This is a genomic window from Streptomyces sp. SCPE 10, assembly GCF_051980735.1.
GTDB classification, from domain to species: domain Bacteria; phylum Actinomycetota; class Actinomycetes; order Streptomycetales; family Streptomycetaceae; genus Streptomyces; species Streptomyces misionensis.
Genome location: NZ_CP197069.1, coordinates 4,219,732 through 4,238,881 on the forward strand (window position 1 = coordinate 4,219,732; position 19,150 = coordinate 4,238,881).

The window sequence follows — 19,150 nt, forward strand, 5'->3', positions numbered from 1 at the left end:
GTCAGCCGCGCGGGTGACGCAGCCGCACCGAGACCCAGCGGGCCCGGCGGCGCAGGATGTGCGGGATCCCCACGCGGAGGTCCGCCTCCGCCAATTGGGGGGTGCCTCGCTGAGGCGTGCTCAGACCCGCGGCCGAGCGGCGGTTGCGGGGTGCGTCACTGTAGTCGTGCGTCCAGCCCATACCCCTGCGTGTGCCCCCGACCCATGGTCCATAACCGCTTGGACGGCGGCCAATTGGCCTATGCGGCAGGCATGTGGCCGTACGGGGGACAACCGGCGCGGAACCGGACACTCCGCGCATCGGTCCCGTCACCCGGTCGTCACCGGTCGGGCTCGGGGTCCTTCAGCCAGTTGATCAGCTCGGTGGAGAACGCCACCGGGTCCTCCTCGTGTGGGAAATGCCCGAGGCCGTCGAACAGCCGCCAGCGGTACGGCGCTTCGACGTACTCTCCGGAACCGGCCGCGCTGCGCGTGCGGGTCACTGGATCGAGTGAACCGTGCAGATGCAGTGTGGGCACCCGCACCGGTCGCTTCATCCTGCGGTAGAACTGCACGCCGTCCGGGCGGGCCAGGGAGCGCACCAGCCAGCGGTACGGCTCGACCGAGCAGTGCGCGGTGGACGGGATGCACATGGCGCGCCGGTACGCGAGCACCGCCTCGTCCTCCGGTGCCCGGGGTCCGGACCAGTCGCGGATCAGACGGCCCACCAGCTCCCCGTCGTCCGCGGTGAGTTGGCGCTCGGGGACCCAGGGCCGCTGGAAGCCCCAGATGTAGGAGTTGGCGGCCGTCTGCCGGGCGTCCCGCAGCATCGCCGCGCGCCAGCGCCTCGGGTGCGGCATCGACACCACCGCGAGCCGCCGGACCAGCTTGGGCCGCATGGCCGCCGCCGTCCACGCCAGATAGCCGCCGAGGTCATGGCCGACCAGCGCGGCGTCCGGCTCGCCGAGCGAGCGGATGACGCCGGTGACGTCCAGGGCGAGGTTGGCCGGGTCGTAGCCGCGCGGCGTGCGGTCGCTGCCGCCGACGCCCCGCAGATCCATGGCCACCGCCCGGTAGCCGGCGTCCGCCAGGGCGGCCAGCTGGTGCCGCCAGGCCCACCAGAACTGCGGGAAGCCGTGGAGCAGCAGCACCAGGGGGCCGTCGCCGAGCTCCGCGATGTGGAAGCGGGCGCCGTTCGCGGCGACGTCCCGGTGGATCACCTTGCGTCCGTGCGGCAGGTCGATCCGTACGACCGAGGGATTCGCGGGGTCCGTCATGAGGACGAGCGTGCCACAGCCTCGATGGCCGCGGGGGTGCGATGCTCGGGAAGCTCCGGGCGCGGGTGCGGCTTGGCCTTCCCCAGGACGTTCGCCGATTCCTTCATCGACGCGGCGACCTTCTGCGGACCCCGGCCCTTCTTGGCCTTCTTCGCGAAGACCACGCCGGTCAGCGCGAGGAGTCCGGCGACCAGCACATTGGCCGCGAAGGACAGCACGAAGCAGATCGCCAGGTTCCAGTGGGTCCAGGTGCGGATGCCGTAGGCCAGCGCGAAGTTGAGCATCGGCAGGGAGAACACCAGGACGGCGCCCGCCAGCGAGAACGCGCCACCGCTGGTCGCGCCGCGCTTCACGTCCTGCTTGAGCTGCGCCTTGGCCAGCGCGATCTCGTCGTGCACCAGCGCCGACAATTCGGTCGTCGCGGAGGCGAACAGCTGGCCGATGCTGCGTTCGGCGCCGACCGGGCTGCCGTCGGGTGCGCTCATCGCGTTCTCCCTTACGAGTCTTCTCGTCTCCATGAGCCGTCGGCGCGAGCCGTCATGGCGCCGCCGCCCCGCTCATGGTGACCGTCTTGATTTGTACCGTCTCGTCAGATCATGCCGGACGGCCGCCCTCCTCGCCTGCCCCGCCCGCCACTTCCGCACGCCCGTCGCCCGCCGCGGCCGCGCGCTCGGCGGCGATCCGCCGGTGTTCGGCGGCCTTGCGCTCCAGGATCTCGGCCATGCGCAGGTGGTAGGCGGGGTCGTCCTGCTCGTAGACGTCCGGCACGCCGTCCAGGTCCTCGTCGCGGTCCTCGTCCTCGCACAGCCGGCGGTACTTGGCGTTGCGTACCTTCAGCAGCACCGTGGCACAGGCCGCGGCGATCAGCGATCCGGTGAGGACGGCCGCCTTGGTCTCGTCGGTCAGCAGCACGTTCCCGTCGTAGGCCAGTTCCCCGATCAGCAGGGAGACCGTGAAGCCGATGCCGGCGAGCGAGGCCACCGCGAAGACGTCCGCCCAGGCGAGTTCCTCGCTGAGGGAGGCGCGGGTGAAGCGGACGGTCAGCCAGGTGCCGCCGAATATGCCGAGCGCCTTGCCGACGACCAGGCCGAGGACGACGCCCAGCGTCTCGGGCCGGGTGAACAGGTCCCCGAGGGCCCGGCCGGACACCGTCACACCCGCGCTGAACAGTGCGAACAGCGGTACGGCGAGCCCGGCCGACAGGGGGCGCACCAGGTGCTCGACCCGCTCGCCCGGCGAGTGCTCCTCGCCCTCGCGGGTGGTGCAGCGCAGCATCAGGCCCATCGCCACGCCGGCGATGGTGGCGTGCACGCCGCTGTTGTACATCAGCGCCCAGTTCACCACCGCGAGCGGCAGGTACACGTACCAGCCGCGCACACCGCTGCGCAGCAGCAGCCAGAAGACGCCCAGCCCCACGAACGCGCCGCCGAGCGCGGCGAAGTTCAGCTGGTCGGTGAAGAAGATCGCGATGATCAGGATGGCGAAGAGGTCGTCGACGACCGCGAGGGTGAGCAGGAAGGCGCGCAGGGCGCTGGGCAGCGAGGTGCCGATCACCGCGAGCACGGCGAGGGCGAAGGCGATGTCGGTGGCGGTGGGCACCGCCCAGCCCTGGGTGGAGCCGTGCCCGGCGAGGTTGGTGACGGTGTAGACGAGCGCCGGTACGGCCATGCCGCACAGCGCGGCCACCACGGGCAGCGCGGCCGCCTTCGGGTCGCGCAGCTCCCCGGCGACCAGCTCGCGTTTGAGCTCGATGCCGGCGACGAAGAAGAAGATCGCGAGGACGCCGTCGGCGGCCCAGTGGGCGACGGAGAGGTTCAGGCCGAGCGCGGTGGGGCCGAAGCCGAAGTGGCTGACCGCCTCGTAGCTGTGGCGCAGGGCGGGGATGTTCGCCCAGATCAGCGCGGCCACGGCGGCGAGCAGCAGGATGACGCCGCCGACGGTCTCCGTGCGCAGCGCGTCCGCGATGAAGGTCCGCTCGGGCAGCGACAGGCGCCCCAGGGCCTTGCGGGCGGTGTTCGGGGTGCGGGGGGCGGACACGGTGGGGACCTCCGGGAAGTGGGCAGGACGGCTTTCATGCCGACCAGACTTCCCGGCGCACCCCATTTTGGATTTTGTCGCGCTCCTGGCGCTTTTATTACTTTACCTAAATTATCTGGAGATCGGTACCGCTGAGCCTGCCGAGCAGACCCACCGGAGGGAGAGGGGGCCCTGATTCGTACTGCCGGATACCCCCTCTCGCCGGGCCGGCTCAGTCCTCGCTGGTGGTGGGGAGCTTGGACTGGATGAGGTCCATGACGCTGGAGTCGGTGAGGGTGGTGACGTCACCGAGCTGGCGGTTTTCGGCGACGTCGCGCAGGAGGCGGCGCATGATCTTGCCGGAGCGGGTCTTGGGGAGTTCGGCGACGGGGAGGATGCGCTTGGGTTTGGCGATGGGACCGAGGGTGGCGCCGACGTGGTCGCGGAGTGTGCCGACCAGCTCGGCGGTTTCGGAGGCGGTGCCGCGCAGGATGACGAAGGCGACGATGGCCTGGCCGGTGGTTTCGTCGGCGGCGCCGACGACGGCGGCTTCGGCGACGGCGGGGTGGGAGACGAGCGCGGATTCGACTTCGGTGGTGGAGATGTTGTGTCCGGACACGAGCATCACGTCATCGACGCGGCCGAGCAGCCAGATGTCGCCGTCCTGGTCCTTCTTGGCGCCGTCGCCGGCGAAGTACTTGCCTTCGAAGCGGGACCAGTAGGTGTCCTTGAACCGCTGGTCGTCGCCCCAGATGGTGCGCAGCATGGAGGGCCAGGGTTCGGTGAGCACGAGGTAGCCGCCGCCGCCGTTGGGGACCTCGTTGGCCTCGTCGTCGACGACGGTGGCGCTGATGCCGGGCAGCGGGCGCTGGGCGGAGCCGGGCTTGGCGTCGGTGACTCCGGGCAGCGGGGAGATCATCATCGCGCCGGTCTCGGTCTGCCACCAGGTGTCCACGACGGGGGTGCGGTCGTGGCCGATGTGCTTGCGGTACCAGACCCAGGCCTCGGGGTTGATCGGTTCGCCGACCGAGCCCAGCACCCGCAGGCTGCTCAGGTCGTACTTGGCGGGGATGTCGTCGCCCCACTTCATGAAGGTGCGGATCGCGGTGGGGGCGGTGTAGAGGATGGAGACCTTGTACTTCTGGACGATCTCCCAGAAGCGGCCCTGGTGCGGGGTGTCGGGGGTGCCCTCGTACATGACCTGGGTGGCGCCGTTGGCGAGCGGCCCGTAGACGATGTAGGAGTGGCCGGTGACCCAGCCGACGTCGGCGGTGCACCAGTAGACGTCCGTCTCCGGCTTGAGGTCGAACACCGCCCAGTGGGTGTAGGCGGTCTGGGTGAGGTAGCCGCCGGAGGTGTGCAGGATGCCCTTGGGCTTGCCCGTCGTCCCCGACGTGTACAGGATGAACAGCGGGTGCTCGGCCTCGAACGCCTCCGCGGTGTGCTCAGCGGACTGACGGGCCACCAGGTCGTGCCACCACACGTCACGCGTGTCGTCCCAGGCGATGTCCTGGCCGGTGCGGCGCACCACCAGGACGTGTTCGACGTTGCCGGCCTTCGCGACCGCCTCGTCCACGGCGGGCTTGAGCGCGGAGGGCTTGCCGCGCCGGTAGCCGCCGTCGGAGGTGATGACGACCTTGGCGTCCGCGTCCTGGATGCGGGTGGCCAGGGCGTCGGCGGAGAAGCCGCCGAAGACGACCGAGTGGGCGGCGCCGATACGGGCCGAGGCCAGCATCGCGATGGCGGTCTCGGGGATCATCGGCATGTAGATGGCGACCCGGTCGCCCTTGCGGACACCGAGTTCGAGCAGGGCGTTCGCGGCGCGGGAGACCTCGTCCTTGAGCTCGGCGTAGGTGATGGCGCGGCTGTCGCCGGGCTCGCCCTCGAAGTGGATGGCGACCCGGTCGCCGTGTCCGGCCTCCACGTGCCGGTCCACGCAGTTGTAGGCGACGTTCAGCTCGCCGTCCTTGAACCACTTCGCGAACGGGGGGTTCGACCAGTCGAGCGTCTCGGTCGGCTCCTTGGCCCAGGTCAGCCGGCCGGCCTGCGCGGCCCAGAACCCGAGCCTGTCAGCCTTGGCCTGTTCATACGCCTCCGCCGTGACATTGGCGTGGGCTGCCAGGTCGGCGGGGGGCGCGAACCTGCGCTCCTCCTTCAGCAGGTTGGCCAGGCTCTCATTGCTCACGACATCCGCCTTTCGAGGGTGTCCGATGTGTCCCAAGCCACAGCTCATCAGACGCGAGGGGGCGATGACAAGGGTCGGCGGGAAAATTGGTTTAGACCTGTGCGCGGCGAGATGGTCGCCGTCCGAAGCGGGGGGTGACGTTGTGTAAAGAGTAGGCAATGCCACGTAAAGATCACGTATGGCTTTTCGTGGTGAATGGCCTAGTCGATCCCTCTCTGCGGTGAATAAATCATTTGATCAGCTTGTCGCCCTTATTTCTTCCCGGCTCCGTGCGATCTTGGCGGAACCGTCGGTGCAATCCCGGCGGATCACCACAAAGAGCCCTCACCGGCTTTCGCCTGAGAGGTCGTCTGAGAGAAGGAAGAAGGTGGGCGGAACATGGCCGCCACCCAGAGGATCGCCGTCGGCGCCGTGGTCGCCGCGGCCTGTGCCGCCTCGCTGGCAGGCTGCGGGGCCGACTCCAATGGTTCCGGGCAAGGGGCGTCCGGCCCGCAGAAGGGGGTGCCGGCGGCGCCCGCGCCGAAGAGCGCGCTCCGGCTGATCGGCGACGGATCGACCGCGTACACCGGTGCGCAGCCCCATCTGCCCCGGCCCGAGCGGCTGAAGCCCGGTCAGAAACCCCCGCAGTTCGTCGTCTTCTCCTGGGACGGCGCGGGTGAGGACAGCCAGAAGCTGTTCTCGCACTTCCGCAAGGTCGCCAAGGAGAACAACGCCAACATGACGTTCTTCCTCAGCGGGGTGTACCTCCTGCCGAAGGACAAACGAGACCTGTACAAGCCGCCACAGCACCCGCCGGGCAGCTCCGACATCGGCTTCAACGACGAGCAGGGAATCGCCGACACCGTCAAGCAGGCGCGGCTGGCCTGGCTGGACGGCAACGAGATCGGCACCCACTTCAACGGTCACTTCTGCGGGCCCGACGGCGGGGTCGGCACCTGGTCGGTGGACGAGTGGAAGAGCGAGATCTCCCAGGCCAAGCAGTTCGTGGAGAACTGGAAGACCAACTCGGGCATGAAGAACGCCGCCCCGCTGCCCTTCGACTACGAAAAGGAACTGATCGGCGGCCGCACCCCCTGCCTGGAGGGGCAGAAGAACTTCGTGAAGGCGGCCCGCCAGTTGGGCTTCCGCTATGACTCCAGCGGGGTCGACAACCAGCTCTGGCCGAAGAAGAAGGACGGCCTGTGGGACCTGTCGATGCAGCTGGTCCCCTTCCCCGGGCACGACTACGAGCAGTTGACCATGGACTACAACTTCATGATCAACCAGTCCGGGACCCAGACCCAGGGCGACCCCGACAAGTTCGACTACTGGGGCGACCAGGTGCGCGACGGTCTCGTCCAGGGCTTCTACCGGGCCTACGACGGCAATCGCGCGCCACTGATCATCGGCAACCACTTCGAGTCCTGGAACGGCGGCACCTACATGCGCGCCGTCGAGGACACGGTGAAGGAGGTCTGCAACAAGCCGGAGGTCCGCTGCGTCTCCTTCCGCCAGCTGGCCGACTGGCTGGACGCCCAGGACCCCAAGACCCTCGACAAGCTGCGCGGTCTGAAGGTGGGAGAGGCGCCCAGGCAGGGCTGGGCGTCCTTCCTCTCCGGCCGCCCGGCTCCGGCGCCCAAGGGGGTTCCCGGGGCGCCGGCCGTCAAGGGGTAGGCGTCAGGCCGGTGCCGACACGCTCGCGTCGGCACCGGCTTCGGCGTCCGTGCCGACGGCTTCGCCGAGCCCTGCGCCGATGCTGTCGTCGCCGACGCCCTCGCCGAGCACGAAGCCGGGGTCGACCTGCGCCGCCAGGTCGGCCCCGGTGCGCTCGTTGCCCCACGACTCGGCGTTCTTCAGGTGGAAGTGGACCATCTGCCGGGTGTAGCGCTCCCGGTCCCGCTGCTCGTAGGTGGCGTCCGCGGTGGCCCGAAGCGTCTTCAGGGCACGGGCGTTGGCCTCCTCCAGGAGGTCGAACCGGGGCGGGCGGCCCTTCTCCATGGCCCGCACCCAGTCCGAGCGTCCGACGGTGACCAGCAGGTCGTCCCCGACCTCCGCGCGCAGGAAGTCGATGTCGTCCTGCTCCTGGATCTTGTTGCCGACGACCTTCAGGGCGACGCCGAAGTCGCGGGCGTACTCCTTGTACTGGCGGTAGACGGAGACCCCCTTGCGGGTCGGCTCGGCGACGAGGAACGTCATGTCGAAGCGGGTGAACATGCCGGAGGCGAAGGAGTCCGAACCGGCGGTCATGTCCACCACCACGTACTCGTCGGGGCCGTCGACGAGGTGGTTCAGATACAGCTCCACCGCCCCGGTCTTGGAGTGGTAGCAGGCCACCCCCAGGTCGGCGTCGGTGAAGGGGCCGGTGACCATCAAACGGACGGCGCCGCCGTCGAGTTCCACCGGACGCGCGCAGGCGTCGTAGACCGGGTTGGGCTCGCGCACCCGGACCAGCCGCGAACCCCGGCCCGGCGGGGTGGTCTTGATCATGGTGGCGGCGGAGGCGATGCGCGGGTTGCTGCCGCGCAGGTAGTCCTTGATCAGCGGCAGCCGCTCGCCCATCGCGGGCAGCGCGGCCGCCTCGGCCTCGTCCAGGCCCAGGGCCGGACCCAGGTGCTGGTTGATGTCGGCGTCGATCGCGACGACGGGTGCCCCGGCCGCGGCGAGATGGCGGATGAAAAGGGAGGAGAGCGTGGTCTTGCCGCTCCCGCCCTTCCCGACGAAAGCAATTTTCATGTTCACCAAGCGTAGTTGCGCGATTGCTGTAGGTGGCATGGTTGAGTGAAGAAGACCACTCCTTCGTGGGGTCTGCCGGTGGGATGCGTAGTGTCGTACTCATGAGTACGACAGGCGCGACCGCCGATCCGCTCGCGGCCCTGGGCTCGCTGCCCGGCGTGGCCGAGTCCGTTGAGTCCGTGCGCAAGGCCGTGGACCGGGTCTACGGACACCGGATCATGCGGCGCCGCAGCAACGAGGTCACCTCCGAGGCGGCCCTGCGCGCCGCCCGGGGCTCGGCGGCGCTCTCCGGCGCCGACTGGGCGCTGGAGGAGGTGCGCCGGCGCACCGACTTCGGCACCGACGACGAGGCGCGGGTCATGGGCGCGGCCCTGCGGCTGACGGCCGAGGCCGGACAGCTGCTGTCCATCTGGCGGCAGTCGCCGCTGCGGGTGCTGGCCCGGCTGCACCTGGTGGCCGCGGCGAGCGACGAGGCGCGGGTCGGCAGGCCGCGCCAGGACGGCGAGCCGGTGGACGAGCCGCTGGTCGAGCTGGCGCTGCCGGACGCACGGGAGGTCTCCGGGCGGCTGGAGGGCCTGGCGGACCTGATCATCGCGGGCACCTCCGCCCCGGCCCTGGTGACGGCGGCCGTGGTGCACGGCGAACTGCTCGCGCTGCGCCCCTTCACCTCGCACAACGGGCTGGTCGCGCGCGCCGCCGAGCGGATCGTGCTGATCGGCAGCGGCCTCGACCCCAAGGCGATCTGCCCGGCCGAGGTGGGTCACGCCGAACTGGGGCGCGCCGGGTATCTGGCGGCCCTGGAGGGATACGTCTCCGGCACCCCCGAGGGCATGGCGGCCTGGATCGCGCACTGCGGGCGGGCGGTCGAGCTCGGGGTGCGCGAGTCGACGGCGGTGTGCGAGGCGCTGCAGCGCGGCGCGGCCTGAGCGCGGGAGCCCGGACAGGGTTGCGGCGGTACGAGTTCTCGTACCGCCGCTGGCACGAGCACCGGGTTACCAAGCGTCCTCGATAACTCGCCCATCAGGTCGGGGTGCTTTGCCCGTCACCTGGTGCGGCTGGCCCGTAATCGACGGGTCGACGTCGCGTGGGTGCCCAGTGTTCTGTGCGTGGTCCGTGGGCCAATTGCGCAGTGGTTGGGAATCCTCTCGGATGTCCTTGGTCTCGCGGGCCTCTTTTCTCTTTGTACCCCGGTCCGGAAGCGAGCGGAACCCCTGCCCCCGTTTCTTTGCCTCCGGGTGCGAAAAGGGGCGAAGGGGGCGCGGTCAGGCGGTGCCGCGGCGCCGGCTGGCGTACCAGACGAGTCCGGCGGTGGCGGCCGCCGCTCCCACGGCCGCCGCCGCGACCAGCGCCGGGCGCGGCGGTACGGACAGGGTGGGCAGCCGCTTCTTGAGCGGGACCGGGCGGCGGAACTCCAGCACCGGCCAGCCCCGTGCGACCGCCTCGCGGCGCAGCGCGCGGTCCGGGTTGACGGCGTGCGGGTGGCCGACCGTCTGGAGCATCGGCAGATCGGTCGCCGAGTCGCTGTAGGCGTAGCAGCGGTCGAGGTCGTAGCCCTCGGAGGCGGCCAGCTCGCGGATCGCCTCCGCCTTGGTCGGACCGTAGGCGTAGTACTCCACCTCGCCGGTGAAGCAGCCGTCCTCGCCGACGACCATGCGGGTGGCCACCACCCGGTCCGCGCCCAGGAGCTCGCCGACCGGTTCGACCACCTCGGCGCCCGAGGTGGACACGATCACCACGTCCCGGCCGGCCGTGTGGTGCTCCTCGATGAGCGAGGCGGCCTCGTCGTAGATGATCGGGTCGATCAGGTCGTGCAGGGTCTCCGCGACGATCTCCCGCACCTGCTGGACGTTCCAGCCGCGCACCATGTCCGACAGATAGGCGCGCATGCGTTCCATCTGGTCGTGGTCCAGGCCGCCCACGAGGAACACGAACTGCGCATAGGCGGTGCGCAAGGCGACCCTGCGGTTGATCAGCCCGCCTTGGTAGAAGGACTTGCTGAAGGTGAGTGTGCTGGACTTCGCAATGACCGTCTTGTCCAGGTCGAAGAAGGCCGCGGCGCGGGGCAAGGAGTGGTTTTCCACGTCCCTGAGCATAGGCGCCCACCATTCGGCGTAAGGTGGGGCGCGTGGGTTTGCCTGAGAAGGCTCTCGGGTACACCATGGAAGTCACGGATCGTTCGCGACCGTGCTAACCCGGTCCGGCTCCTCCCCCCCCGAGTCGGCCGTGGGGACGACCCCCGCTCTCCCCCCCGGCGGGGGTCGTCGCATGTCCGGACGGGTTTTTCCGCCTCTTTCCCTCCCTCGTACGGCCCAGCGGCCGACGCCTGCGCGTCGAGTCCGCCGCTTCCGCGTGCCCATGATTCGTTACTGGCGGTAATCGTAGGGCTGCGCTGTGGATGTCGTACACGGTTCAGAGCGCGGTCACCGGTTTGGGTGAGCGAGTTATTCACAGGGCCTGAGTTGTCCACTGTTTTCCACCAAGATCCACACGATTTCCCGGATCGCCGCATCGTGTTTCCGACGCGCTGCGCACGGCGAGTTCACGACCGGTTCCGTTTGTGGCGGGCGCGTATGGCCGATTCCTGTCGGCCCTTCACGGGGAAGCCGCTCGCGGCTTCCGCGGAAGCCGGGAAATCTCGTGGTCGCGCCGGTGCGCGCACCACGTGGCGAAGGGGGAACACCCATGACCGCGACCATCACCCACGACCCACGGCCCGCCACCGGCGGCAGTCCGCTCATCGTCACCGAGGACGCCGCGCTGCTGGACGACCTGCTGCGCCTGTGCGCGGCCGCCGGCGCCACACCCGAGGTGCACCACGGATTACCGGACCAGGGCGGCAACTGGGACACCGCCCCGCTCGTCCTGGTCGGCGACGACGCCGCCCATCGGCTGCGCGGCTCCACCCGCCGGCGCCAGGTGGTGCTGATCGGCCGGGACCAGGACGACCCCGGGGTGTGGAGACGCGCCGTGGAGATCGGCGCCGACCACGTCCTGATCCTCCCCGAAGGCGAACAGTGGCTGGTCGACCGGATCGCGGACGTCGCCGAGGGCGTCGGCCGCCCGGCCCTCACCGTCGGCGTGATCGGCGGCCGGGGCGGGGCCGGCGCGTCCACCCTCTCCTGCGCGCTCGCCGTCACTTCCGCCCGGGAGGGGCTGCGCACCCTGCTCGTGGACGCCGATCCGCTCGGCGGCGGACTCGACGTACTGCTCGGCGGCGAGGGCGCCGAGGGCCTGCGCTGGCCCGCCTTCGCCGCCTCCCGCGGCCGGGTAGGCGGCGGCGCCCTGGAGGAGTCGCTGCCCGCGCTGCACTCCCTCAGGGTGCTCAGCTGGGACCGCGGCGACTGCGTCGCCGTGCCGCCCCAGGCCGTGCGCGCGGTGCTGGCCGCCGCCCGGCGGCGCGGCGGCACCGTCGTGGTCGACCTGCCCCGCCGCCTGGACGACGGGGTCGGCGAGGTCCTCGCCCAGCTCGATCTGGCCCTGCTCGTCGTCCCGGCCGAACTGCGGGCGGTCGCGGCGGCCGGCCGGGTCGCCGCCGCCGTCGGCATGGTCGTCCGCGATCTGCGGGTCGCGGTCCGCGGCCCCTACGCGCCCGGCCTGGACGACCAGGAGGTGGCCCGGCTGCTGGGTCTGCCGCTGGCCGGTGAGGTGCCGGTCGAACCCGCCCTGCTGCGCCCGCGCGGCACCGGGAAACCGCCCGGCGCGAGCGCCCGCGGCCCACTGGCCCGCTTCTGCACCGAGTTCTGGGAGCGGGCGTTGACCGAGGCGGGAGGGACGCGATGACCTCCTCGGATCGCGGACGGGTGGACGGCGCGGCCCGTCCCGATGACAGCCGGAGCGGCTCGCGAGCGCGCTCCGGGGAGCGCGGACCGGCCGGGGCGGGAGGCCTGCGATGAACCTTCCCGGACTCGACCCGGCCGACGGCGCGGCCCTGCTCGACGGGGTCCGGCGGCGGCTCGCCGAAAGCGGCGCGGAGCCCACGCCCGCGCGGGTCGCCCAGGCGCTGCGGGAACAGGGCCGGGTGCTCGGTGACGCCGAGATCCTCGGCGCGGCCGAGCGGCTGAGGTCCGAGCTCGTCGGCACCGGACCTCTGGAGCCGCTGCTCGCGGACCCGGACGTGACCGACGTCCTGGTGTCCGCCCCGGACCGGGTGTGGGTGGACCGCGGCGGCGGCCTGGAGCTGACGCGGGTGACCTTCCCCGACGCGGCGGCGGTACGACGCCTCGCGCAGCGACTGGCCGCGGTGGCCGGCCGCCGGCTGGACGACGCCCGGCCGTGGGCGGACGCCAGGCTGCCCGACGGCACCCGGCTGCACGCCGTACTGCCCCCGGTCGCCGTCGGCTGCACCTGCCTGGCCCTGCGCGTGGTCCGGCCCCGGGCCTTCACCCTCGCGGAACTCGTCGCGGCGGGCACCGTGCCGCCCGGCGGGGACCGGATCCTGCGGGCCCTGCTGGCCGCCCGGCTGTCCTTCCTGGTCAGCGGCGGCACCGGCAGCGGCAAGACGACCCTGCTCAGCGCCCTTCTGGGGCTGGTCGGACCCGATGAGCGGATCGTGCTCGCCGAGGACTCCGCCGAGCTGAGACCCGACCACCCGCATGTCGTCCGGCTGGAGACCCGGCCCGCCAACCAGGAGGGAGCGGGGCTGGTCACCCTGGAGGACCTGGTGCGCCAGGCCCTGCGGATGCGGCCGGACCGGCTGGTGGTCGGAGAGGTGCGCGGGCCCGAGGTCGTGCACCTGCTCGCCGCGCTCAACACAGGTCATGAGGGCGGCAGTTGCACGATCCACGCCAATACCGCGGGCGATGTGCCGGCCCGTCTGGAGGCGCTGGCCACGGCCGCCGGCCTCGACCGGGCCGCCCTGCACAGCCAACTGGCGGCCGCCCTCTCCGTGGTGCTGCACCTGGCACGGGACCGCGCCGGGCGGCGCCGGATCGCGGAGGTGCACGTACTGGAGCGGGACGCCACGGGGCTGGTGCGGACGGTGCCCGCGCTGCGGTGGGGCGAGCGGGCGTTCGTGCGGGAGCGGGGATGGGGGCGGCTGGCGCCCCTGCTGGGTGAGGACGGAGGTGAGACGTGTGCGTACTGAGCTGTCGATGGGGGCCGCGCTGATCTGTCTCGGGGCGTCGGCCTGGCTGCTGGCCGAGCGGCACCACGGGACGCGGCGGGCCAGGCTGCTGCTGGCCGGCGGCGCAGGGGCAACGACCACGCCACCGGCCCGGGAACAAATCACGGCGGCCGTACGGCGGTTGCATGACCGCTGGGGAGCCGAGTGGTGGGCCCTCGCCGCCGGGCTGCTGCTCGCGGTGCTGGGCACCTCGGTGATTCCGGTCGTCGCGGGGGCGGCCGGGGTGCCGGTGCTGCGCCGGGTGCGGCTGGCGCGGCGGGCGAGAACCGCCCGGGAACGACGGGCGGACCGGGTGATCGCCCTGTGCGGGGCGCTCGCCGGTGAGGTGCGCGCCGGACGGCAGCCGGGGGAGGCGCTGCTGCGGGCGGCGCGGGACTCGGGCGGGCTCGGCGGGGCGCAGGCGGCCGTGGTGGCGGCGGCCCGCTTCGGCGGGGACGTGCCCGGTGCCCTCGCGGTGGCGGCCCGCCGGGCGGGCGCCGAGGGACTGCTCGGGCTGGCCGCCTGCTGGCGGGTGGCCGTCGACCAGGGCGCGGGACTCGCGGCCGGCCTGGACCGGCTGGACGCGGCGCTGCGCGCGGAACGCGATCAACGCGCCGATCTCCGCGCCCAGTTGGCGGGCGCCAGAGCCACCGCCGTACTGCTCGCGGCGCTGCCCGCCCTCGGTCTGCTCCTCGGTGCGGCCCTGGGCGCCGCCCCGCTGCGGGTCCTCCTGCACACCGGCCCAGGCCTCGGCTGCCTGCTGATCGGCGCGGCGTTCGAGGCGGCCGGGCTGTGGTGGGCGGCGCGGATCGTGCGGGGAGCGGGGGCGGCGTGAGGGAGCGGCCGTCCGCCCGAGCCGAGCGGTTTTGGACACGAGGCGAGGAGTGAGGACGTGAACGGGGATGTTGTGCACAGGCTGGGGACGGCCGCGGCCGCGGTGGTGGCGCTGGGCTGGGGTGTGCGGCTGGTGCTGGAGGTCCGCCGGGCGCGCCGGGCGAGGCACCGGGCGGTGGGGCTGCTGGCGCCCGAGCCGGTGGCACCCGGCCGGCGGTTGCCGGTCACGGACACGGCACGGCGATGGCTGCCGCCGGTGGGTGCGGCGGGCGGGGTGTGGGTGCTGGTCGGCGGAATCACCGGGGGCCTGCTGGGGCTGGGCGTCGGCGTCGTGCTCTGGCGGTGGTGGCGCCGACAGGCGGCGGCCGGACCGGAGACCGTGGACAGCGCCGGGGCGGCGCGCCAACTGCCGCTCGCCGCCGATCTGCTGGCGGCGTGCATCGCGGCCGGCGCCGGACCGGTGGTCGCCGCGCAGGCGGTGGGGGAGGCCCTGGGCGGCCCCGTCGGGCAGGCGCTGGCGCGGGGCGCGGCGGAGACACGGCTCGGTGGCGCGCCGGCGGACGCCTGGCGGTGGCTGGCCGCGCTGCCCGGCGCCGGCCCCCTCGCCCGACTGCTGGAGCGGGCCGACGAGTCGGGGCTGCCCGCGGCCGGTCCGGTGGCCCGCATCGCCTCGGACACCCGCGCGCAGTGGGGGCGGGCCGCGACGGCCCGGGCCCGCCGGGCGGCCGTGCTGATCTCCGCCCCGGTGGGCCTGTGCTTCCTGCCCGCCTTCATCGCCATCGGCGTGCTGCCCGTGGTGATCGGGCTCGCGGGCGGGGCCATGGCAGGGAGGTGACGCACACGAAAAGGGCACGAAAAGGCGCGAGGCGCCGAGACGGCCGAGCGTGGCCGCCGAGCAAGGAACACGAGAACGGACCGAGACCTCACGGGGGTTGAGATGAACAGGAAGATCAGGAAAGCGGTGGCCGCACTGGCCGGGCTGCGGCGGGCGTGCCGCGCGGACGCCGGGATGGTGACCTCCGAATACGCGATGGGCATCATCGCGGCCGTCGGCTTCGCCGTGCTGCTGTACGAGGTCGTCACCAGCGGCCAGGTCCGCGCGGAGTTGCAGTCCATCGTGAAGAAGGCCCTCAGTGCGCGGATGTGAACGGGGGTCGGACCGCGGGTTCGTGACCGTGGAGGCGGCCGTGGTGCTCTGCGTGCTGGTGGCGTTCACGATGGCGCTGGTCTGGGGGCTGCTCGTGGTGGCCGCCCAGATCCGGTGCGTGGACGCGGCCCGTGCGGGCGCCCGGTCCGCCGCCCGCCAGGACCCGCCCGGCGCGGTGCTGTCGGTGACCCGGGACGCGGCGCCGCGCGGGGCGCGGGTGACGGTGGGGCGCGAGGGCGATCAGGTCCGGGTGACGGTGGTGGCCCGGCCGCCGGTGCTCAGCGGACTGCCGTTCGAACTCCGCGAGGACGCCGTCGCACTGGCGGAGGAGACGGTCGGGGCGCCGGGGGCGGAGCGATGAGGCCGGAAGCGGGTCTGAGGCCGGAAGTGGGTCTGAGGCCGGAAGGGAGTCCGAGGCCGGAAGAGGGTCTGAGACCGGAAGGGGGTCCTTGGTCGGGGCGGGTGCTGAGGCCCGGAGGGGGTCTTCGGCCAGGACGGGTTCCGAGGTTGGGACACGGTCTGAGGGCTCTGAGGCCGGGACGGGGCCGGATGGAGGCCCGGGTGACTGGCCGGGCTCGGGGAGCGGTGGCCGGCCGGTGCGTCCCTGAGCACGGCACCGGCGGGTGGACCGGCCCCGGTGCCGACCGGGGCTCCGCCTCCGTCTGGAGCCTCGGGGTGATCGCGGTGCTCTGTGTGGTGTTCGGCGCCGTGCTCGCCCTCGGACACGCCGTGGTCGTCCGGCACCGGGCGGCCGGCGGTGCCGATCTCGCGGCGCTCGCGGCGGCGGACCACTGGGCCGAGGGCGGCCCGGCGGCCTGCGCCCGGGCCGGTCGGCTGGCGGCGGTCCAGGGCGCACGGCTGGTGCGGTGCACGGTCGACGGCGAGATCTCGGACGTGACCGCGGCCTCGGGAAGGGGCCCGTTCACGGCGCGGGTCAGGGCGAGGGCGGGCCCGGCGGGTCCGCCACCGCAAGGCCTGCGGCAACCGGGCCTGTCCGCGCCCGAGCCGCCGCCACCCGGTCTGCCTCCGCCTGACCTTTCTCCGCCTGACCGGTCGCCGCGTGACTTGCCGTAATCCGGCCGGATCCGCTCGGCTCCCCACTCCGCCGGCCCACGCCGGGTCCGTCTCCGCCCGGTCCGCCGCCGTCCGCGCTCAGACCTGGGGCGACTGTCCGGGAGCCGGGCTCGGAGCCGGATGTGGAGGCGGAACCGGAGCCGGAGCGGAACCCGGGGCCGGGTCCGGAGCGGGACCCGGGGCCGGGTCCGGAGCGGGACCCGGGGCCGGGTCCGGATCGGGACCCGAGGGCGGAGCCGGATCGGGACCCGAGGGCGGAGCCGCAGCCGCCCTTTCTCCCAGCCCTTCCGGCCGTGGCCTCAACTCATCCCCTGGCCGTTCTCCTGGCCGGCCTTCTCCCGGCCCGTCATCCGGCCCTTCCTCCGGTGCTCCGCGCAGCAGGACCGTGAGGAGGCGGACCGCGCCTCTCTTGTGCAGGGGGTCGTTGCCGTTGCCGCACTTGGGGGACTGGATGCAGGACGGGCAGCCGGCCTCGCACTCGCAGGAGGCGATGGCCTCGCGGGTGGCGGCCAGCCAGGCGCGGGCGGTGTGGAAGGCGCGCTCGGCGAAGCCCGCGCCGCCGGGATGGCCGTCGTACACGAAGACCGTGGGAAGGAGGGTGTCGGGATGCAGCGGCACGGACACGCCGCCGATGTCCCAGCGGTCGCAGGTCGCGAAGAGCGGCAGCATGCCGATGGAGGCGTGCTCGGCGGCGTGCAGGGAGCCGCCGAGGATCTCCGGGGTGATCCGGGCCTCGTCCAGTTGGTCCTCGGTGACCGTCCACCACACCGCGCGGGTGCGCAGCGTGCGCGGCGGCAGATCGAGCTTGGTCTCGCCCAGCACCTCACCGGTGATCAGGCGTCTGCGCAGGAAGGAGACCACCTGGTTGGTGACCTCGACGGAGCCGTAGCACAGGCGTCCGTCGCCCCAGGGGATCTCGGCGTCGGTCTCCAGGACGGAGATGGCGGTGGTGTCCCGGGCGACCGTCGAGTACGGCGGGTCGGCCTGCTCCACCAGGGCGACCGAGTCCTCCAGGTCGAGGGAGCGCACCAGATAGGTGCGGCCCTGGTGGAGGTGGACCGCGCCCTCGTGGACCGTGGAGTGCGCGGCGGCGGCGTCCACCGTGCCGAGCAGCCGCCCGGTGCCTTCCTCCACGATCTGCACCGGCCGGCCGCCCGTGCCGCGGATGTCGGTGAGGTCGGCGGCCCGCTCCCGGCGGGTCCAGTGCCAGGCCCGGGTCCGCCGGCGCAGCAGCTTCGCGGCCTCCAGCTGCGGCAGCACATCGGCGCAGGCGGGCCCGAACAGCTCCAGGTCCTCCTCGGTCAGCGGGAGCTCCGCGGCGGCGGCGCACAGGTGCGGGGCGAGGACGTAGGGGTTGTCGGGATCGAGGACGGTCGACTCCACCGGCTGGTCGAACAGCGCCTCCGGGTGGTGGACGAGGAAGGTGTCCAGCGGATCGTCGCGGGCGACCAGGACCGCGAGGGCGCCCTCGCCGGAGCGGCCGGCGCGGCCCGCCTGCTGCCACAGGGAGGCTCGGGTGCCCGGGTAGCCGGCGATCACCACCGCGTCCAGCCCGGAGACGTCCACGCCCAGTTCCAGGGCCGTGGTGGCGGCGAGACCGAGGAGTTCCCCGGAGTGCAGGGCGCGCTCCAGGGCGCGGCGCTCCTCGGGGAGGTAGCCGCCCCGGTAGGCCGCGACCCGCCGGACCAGGGAGCGGTCGACCTCGGCCAGTTTCTCCTGGGCGATCACCGAGATCAGCTCCGCGCCGCGCCGGGACCGTACGAAGGCGACCGAGCGCACGCCCTGCACGGTCAGGTCGGTCAGCAGATCGGCGGTCTCGGCGGTGGCGGTACGCCGCACGGGTGCGCCCCTCTCGCCGTGCAGCTCGGTGAGCGGCGGCTCCCAGAGGGCGAAGACCAGCTCGCCGCGCGGGGAGGCGTCGTCGGCGACCTCGACCACCGGCAGACCGGTCAGCCGGCGGGCGGCGACGGCGGGCTCGGCGGCGGTCGCGGAGGCCAGCAGGAAGACCGGGAAGGAGCCGTAGCGGGCGCAGACGCGGCGCAGCCGGCGCAGCACCTGGGCGACGTGCGAGCCGAAGACGCCCCGGTAGGTGTGGCACTCGTCGATCACGACGTACTTGAGCGACTTCAGGAAGGAGGACCAGCGCGGGTGGGAGGGCAGGATCCCGCGGTGCAGCATGTCGGGGTTGGTGAGGACGTAGTTGGCGTACTGCCGGACCCACTCGCGTTCTTCGAACGGAGTGTCGCCGTCGTACACGGCCGGGCGTACTGCGGTGCCGAGAGGTTGTGAAAGTTCCTTCACCGACCGGCACTGATCCGCCGCGAGCGCCTTGGTGGGGGAGAGGTACAGCGCGGTGGCCCCTCGGCCGTTCGGCGCCTGGGAACCCTCCAGAAGGGTGGACAGCACGGGGACGAGGTAGGCGAGCGATTTCCCGGAGGCGGTGCCGGTGGCGACGATCACCGAGTCGCCGTCCAGGGCGTGCTCGGCGGCCAGCGCCTGGTGCGCCCAGGGATGCTCGATGCCGCACTCTCGCAAGGCCGCGATCACCTCCGGCCGAATCCGGTCAGGCCAGACGGCATGGCGCCCCGTACGCGGGGGCAAGTGCTCCGTATGAGTGATGCGCGCAGCCCGGCTCGGACCGGACGCGAGCCGGTCCAGGACCGTGCCCGGCGACGGGCGGGACGCCGGGTCCCGCACGGGTCGATCGGATCGGTGATTGTTGGCCATCGGCACCGAGTGTGTCACTGGCGTGACGGACAATGGAGTCAAGGCGTCGTGCACGCCTGCCGGTAAGTGATTGAATGCCATCGCGGCTGGCGTTGCGT

General features: G+C 72.6%; 17 protein-coding genes. 9 read left to right on the plus strand and 8 right to left on the minus strand.

What is annotated here, in order from left to right; translation table 11 throughout:
• Nucleotide 1: 1 nt before the first annotated feature.
• From ACSP97_RS19645 to acs, 5 genes are all read right to left on the minus strand, one after another.
• A complete protein-coding gene (locus ACSP97_RS19645; RefSeq protein ID WP_070022044.1) occupies nt 2-181 on the minus strand; it encodes a hypothetical protein in 180 nt (59 codons plus the stop codon).
• A gap of 139 nt (nt 182-320) precedes the next feature.
• Complete coding sequence (locus tag ACSP97_RS19650; protein WP_355149604.1) at nt 321-1,256, minus strand: alpha/beta fold hydrolase; 936 nt, start codon at nt 1,254-1,256, stop codon at nt 321-323.
• Nucleotides 1,253-1,741 (minus strand): phage holin family protein, encoded by a 489-nt coding sequence (locus ACSP97_RS19655; RefSeq protein ID WP_355529584.1) that lies wholly within the window; start codon nt 1,739-1,741, stop codon nt 1,253-1,255. Before ACSP97_RS19655 ends, ACSP97_RS19650 begins: the two co-directional genes overlap by 4 nt.
• A gap of 109 nt (nt 1,742-1,850) precedes the next feature.
• Complete coding sequence (gene nhaA / locus ACSP97_RS19660; RefSeq protein WP_355529587.1) at nt 1,851-3,293, minus strand: Na+/H+ antiporter NhaA; 1,443 nt, start codon at nt 3,291-3,293, stop codon at nt 1,851-1,853.
• A 211-nt stretch (nt 3,294-3,504) separates the two neighbouring features.
• Nucleotides 3,505-5,457, minus strand: coding sequence for an acetate--CoA ligase (gene acs / locus ACSP97_RS19665; protein ID WP_358274337.1), 1,953 nt, complete (start codon nt 5,455-5,457; stop codon nt 3,505-3,507).
• 378 nt (nt 5,458-5,835) lie between these two features.
• On the opposite strand from acs, the gene ACSP97_RS19670 reads away from it, so the two are divergent.
• Nucleotides 5,836-7,110, plus strand: a complete 1,275-nt coding sequence (locus ACSP97_RS19670; RefSeq protein ID WP_355149612.1) for a hypothetical protein — start codon at nt 5,836-5,838, stop codon at nt 7,108-7,110.
• A 3-nt stretch (nt 7,111-7,113) separates the two neighbouring features.
• Here the strand turns inward: ACSP97_RS19670 and ACSP97_RS19675 are convergent, their stop codons facing one another.
• Nucleotides 7,114-8,169 carry a nucleotide-binding protein gene (locus tag ACSP97_RS19675; RefSeq protein WP_355529593.1) on the minus strand — a complete coding sequence of 352 codons (1,056 nt, stop codon included), beginning with the start codon at nt 8,167-8,169 and terminating at the stop codon, nt 7,114-7,116.
• Nucleotides 8,170-8,270: 101 nt separating this feature from the next.
• Between ACSP97_RS19675 and ACSP97_RS19680 the strand changes: the two genes are divergently transcribed.
• A complete protein-coding gene (locus ACSP97_RS19680; RefSeq protein ID WP_355149616.1) occupies nt 8,271-9,095 on the plus strand; it encodes an oxidoreductase in 825 nt (274 codons plus the stop codon).
• A gap of 336 nt (nt 9,096-9,431) precedes the next feature.
• Here ACSP97_RS19680 and ACSP97_RS19685 read toward each other — a convergent pair whose 3' ends face one another.
• Nucleotides 9,432-10,262, minus strand: a complete 831-nt coding sequence (locus ACSP97_RS19685; protein WP_355149618.1) for an HAD family hydrolase — start codon at nt 10,260-10,262, stop codon at nt 9,432-9,434.
• A 589-nt stretch (nt 10,263-10,851) separates the two neighbouring features.
• Here ACSP97_RS19685 and ssd point away from each other — a divergent pair.
• The 7 genes from ssd (at nt 10,852) to ACSP97_RS19720 (ending at nt 16,325) form a co-directional block, all read left to right on the plus strand.
• Nucleotides 10,852-11,949, plus strand: coding sequence for a septum site-determining protein Ssd (gene ssd, locus ACSP97_RS19690; protein WP_440553592.1), 1,098 nt, complete (start codon nt 10,852-10,854; stop codon nt 11,947-11,949).
• A 109-nt stretch (nt 11,950-12,058) separates the two neighbouring features.
• The gene (locus tag ACSP97_RS19695; RefSeq protein ID WP_355149622.1) at nt 12,059-13,252 is read left to right on the plus strand and encodes a TadA family conjugal transfer-associated ATPase; all 1,194 of its coding nucleotides are present in this window, start codon (nt 12,059-12,061) and stop codon (nt 13,250-13,252) included.
• A gap of 7 nt (nt 13,253-13,259) precedes the next feature.
• Nucleotides 13,260-14,105 carry a type II secretion system F family protein gene (locus ACSP97_RS19700; RefSeq protein ID WP_440558455.1) on the plus strand — a complete coding sequence of 282 codons (846 nt, stop codon included), beginning with the start codon at nt 13,260-13,262 and terminating at the stop codon, nt 14,103-14,105.
• Nucleotides 14,106-14,162: 57 nt separating this feature from the next.
• The gene (locus ACSP97_RS19705; protein ID WP_440553595.1) at nt 14,163-14,939 is read left to right on the plus strand and encodes a type II secretion system F family protein; all 777 of its coding nucleotides are present in this window, start codon (nt 14,163-14,165) and stop codon (nt 14,937-14,939) included.
• Nucleotides 14,940-15,041: 102 nt separating this feature from the next.
• Entirely contained in the window at nt 15,042-15,251 is a 210-nt protein-coding gene (locus tag ACSP97_RS19710) for a DUF4244 domain-containing protein (RefSeq protein WP_355149626.1), read from the plus strand.
• Between the two features lie 22 nt (nt 15,252-15,273).
• Nucleotides 15,274-15,612 carry a TadE family type IV pilus minor pilin gene (locus ACSP97_RS19715; RefSeq protein WP_355149628.1) on the plus strand — a complete coding sequence of 113 codons (339 nt, stop codon included), beginning with the start codon at nt 15,274-15,276 and terminating at the stop codon, nt 15,610-15,612.
• A gap of 188 nt (nt 15,613-15,800) precedes the next feature.
• On the plus strand, nt 15,801-16,325 hold the full coding sequence (locus ACSP97_RS19720; protein WP_435851845.1) for an Rv3654c family TadE-like protein: 525 nt from the start codon (nt 15,801-15,803) through the stop codon (nt 16,323-16,325).
• Between the two features lie 78 nt (nt 16,326-16,403).
• Here ACSP97_RS19720 and ACSP97_RS19725 read toward each other — a convergent pair whose 3' ends face one another.
• Nucleotides 16,404-19,133, minus strand: coding sequence for a DEAD/DEAH box helicase (locus ACSP97_RS19725; protein WP_440553598.1), 2,730 nt, complete (start codon nt 19,131-19,133; stop codon nt 16,404-16,406).
• Nucleotides 19,134-19,150 lie beyond the last annotated feature (17 nt).

What these genes read in the sequence shown, in the direction of transcription:
- ACSP97_RS19645 (WP_070022044.1), bottom strand. Translation starts at nt 181, where the DNA reads ATGGGCTGGACGCACGACTACAGTGACGCACCCCGCAACCGCCGCTCG.
- ACSP97_RS19650 (WP_355149604.1), bottom strand. Translation starts at nt 1,256, where the DNA reads ATGACGGACCCCGCGAATCCCTCGGTCGTACGGATCGACCTGCCGCAC.
- ACSP97_RS19655 (WP_355529584.1), bottom strand. Translation starts at nt 1,741, where the DNA reads ATGAGCGCACCCGACGGCAGCCCGGTCGGCGCCGAACGCAGCATCGGC.
- ACSP97_RS19670 (WP_355149612.1), top strand. Translation starts at nt 5,836, where the DNA reads ATGGCCGCCACCCAGAGGATCGCCGTCGGCGCCGTGGTCGCCGCGGCC.
- ACSP97_RS19675 (WP_355529593.1), bottom strand. Translation starts at nt 8,169, where the DNA reads ATGAAAATTGCTTTCGTCGGGAAGGGCGGGAGCGGCAAGACCACGCTC.
- ACSP97_RS19680 (WP_355149616.1), top strand. Translation starts at nt 8,271, where the DNA reads ATGAGTACGACAGGCGCGACCGCCGATCCGCTCGCGGCCCTGGGCTCG.
- ACSP97_RS19685 (WP_355149618.1), bottom strand. Translation starts at nt 10,262, where the DNA reads ATGCTCAGGGACGTGGAAAACCACTCCTTGCCCCGCGCCGCGGCCTTC.
- ssd (WP_440553592.1), top strand. Translation starts at nt 10,852, where the DNA reads ATGACCGCGACCATCACCCACGACCCACGGCCCGCCACCGGCGGCAGT.
- ACSP97_RS19695 (WP_355149622.1), top strand. Translation starts at nt 12,059, where the DNA reads ATGAACCTTCCCGGACTCGACCCGGCCGACGGCGCGGCCCTGCTCGAC.
- ACSP97_RS19700 (WP_440558455.1), top strand. Translation starts at nt 13,260, where the DNA reads ATGGGGGCCGCGCTGATCTGTCTCGGGGCGTCGGCCTGGCTGCTGGCC.
- ACSP97_RS19710 (WP_355149626.1), top strand. Translation starts at nt 15,042, where the DNA reads ATGAACAGGAAGATCAGGAAAGCGGTGGCCGCACTGGCCGGGCTGCGG.
- ACSP97_RS19720 (WP_435851845.1), top strand. Translation starts at nt 15,801, where the DNA reads ATGGAGGCCCGGGTGACTGGCCGGGCTCGGGGAGCGGTGGCCGGCCGG.
- ACSP97_RS19725 (WP_440553598.1), bottom strand. Translation starts at nt 19,133, where the DNA reads ATGGCATTCAATCACTTACCGGCAGGCGTGCACGACGCCTTGACTCCA.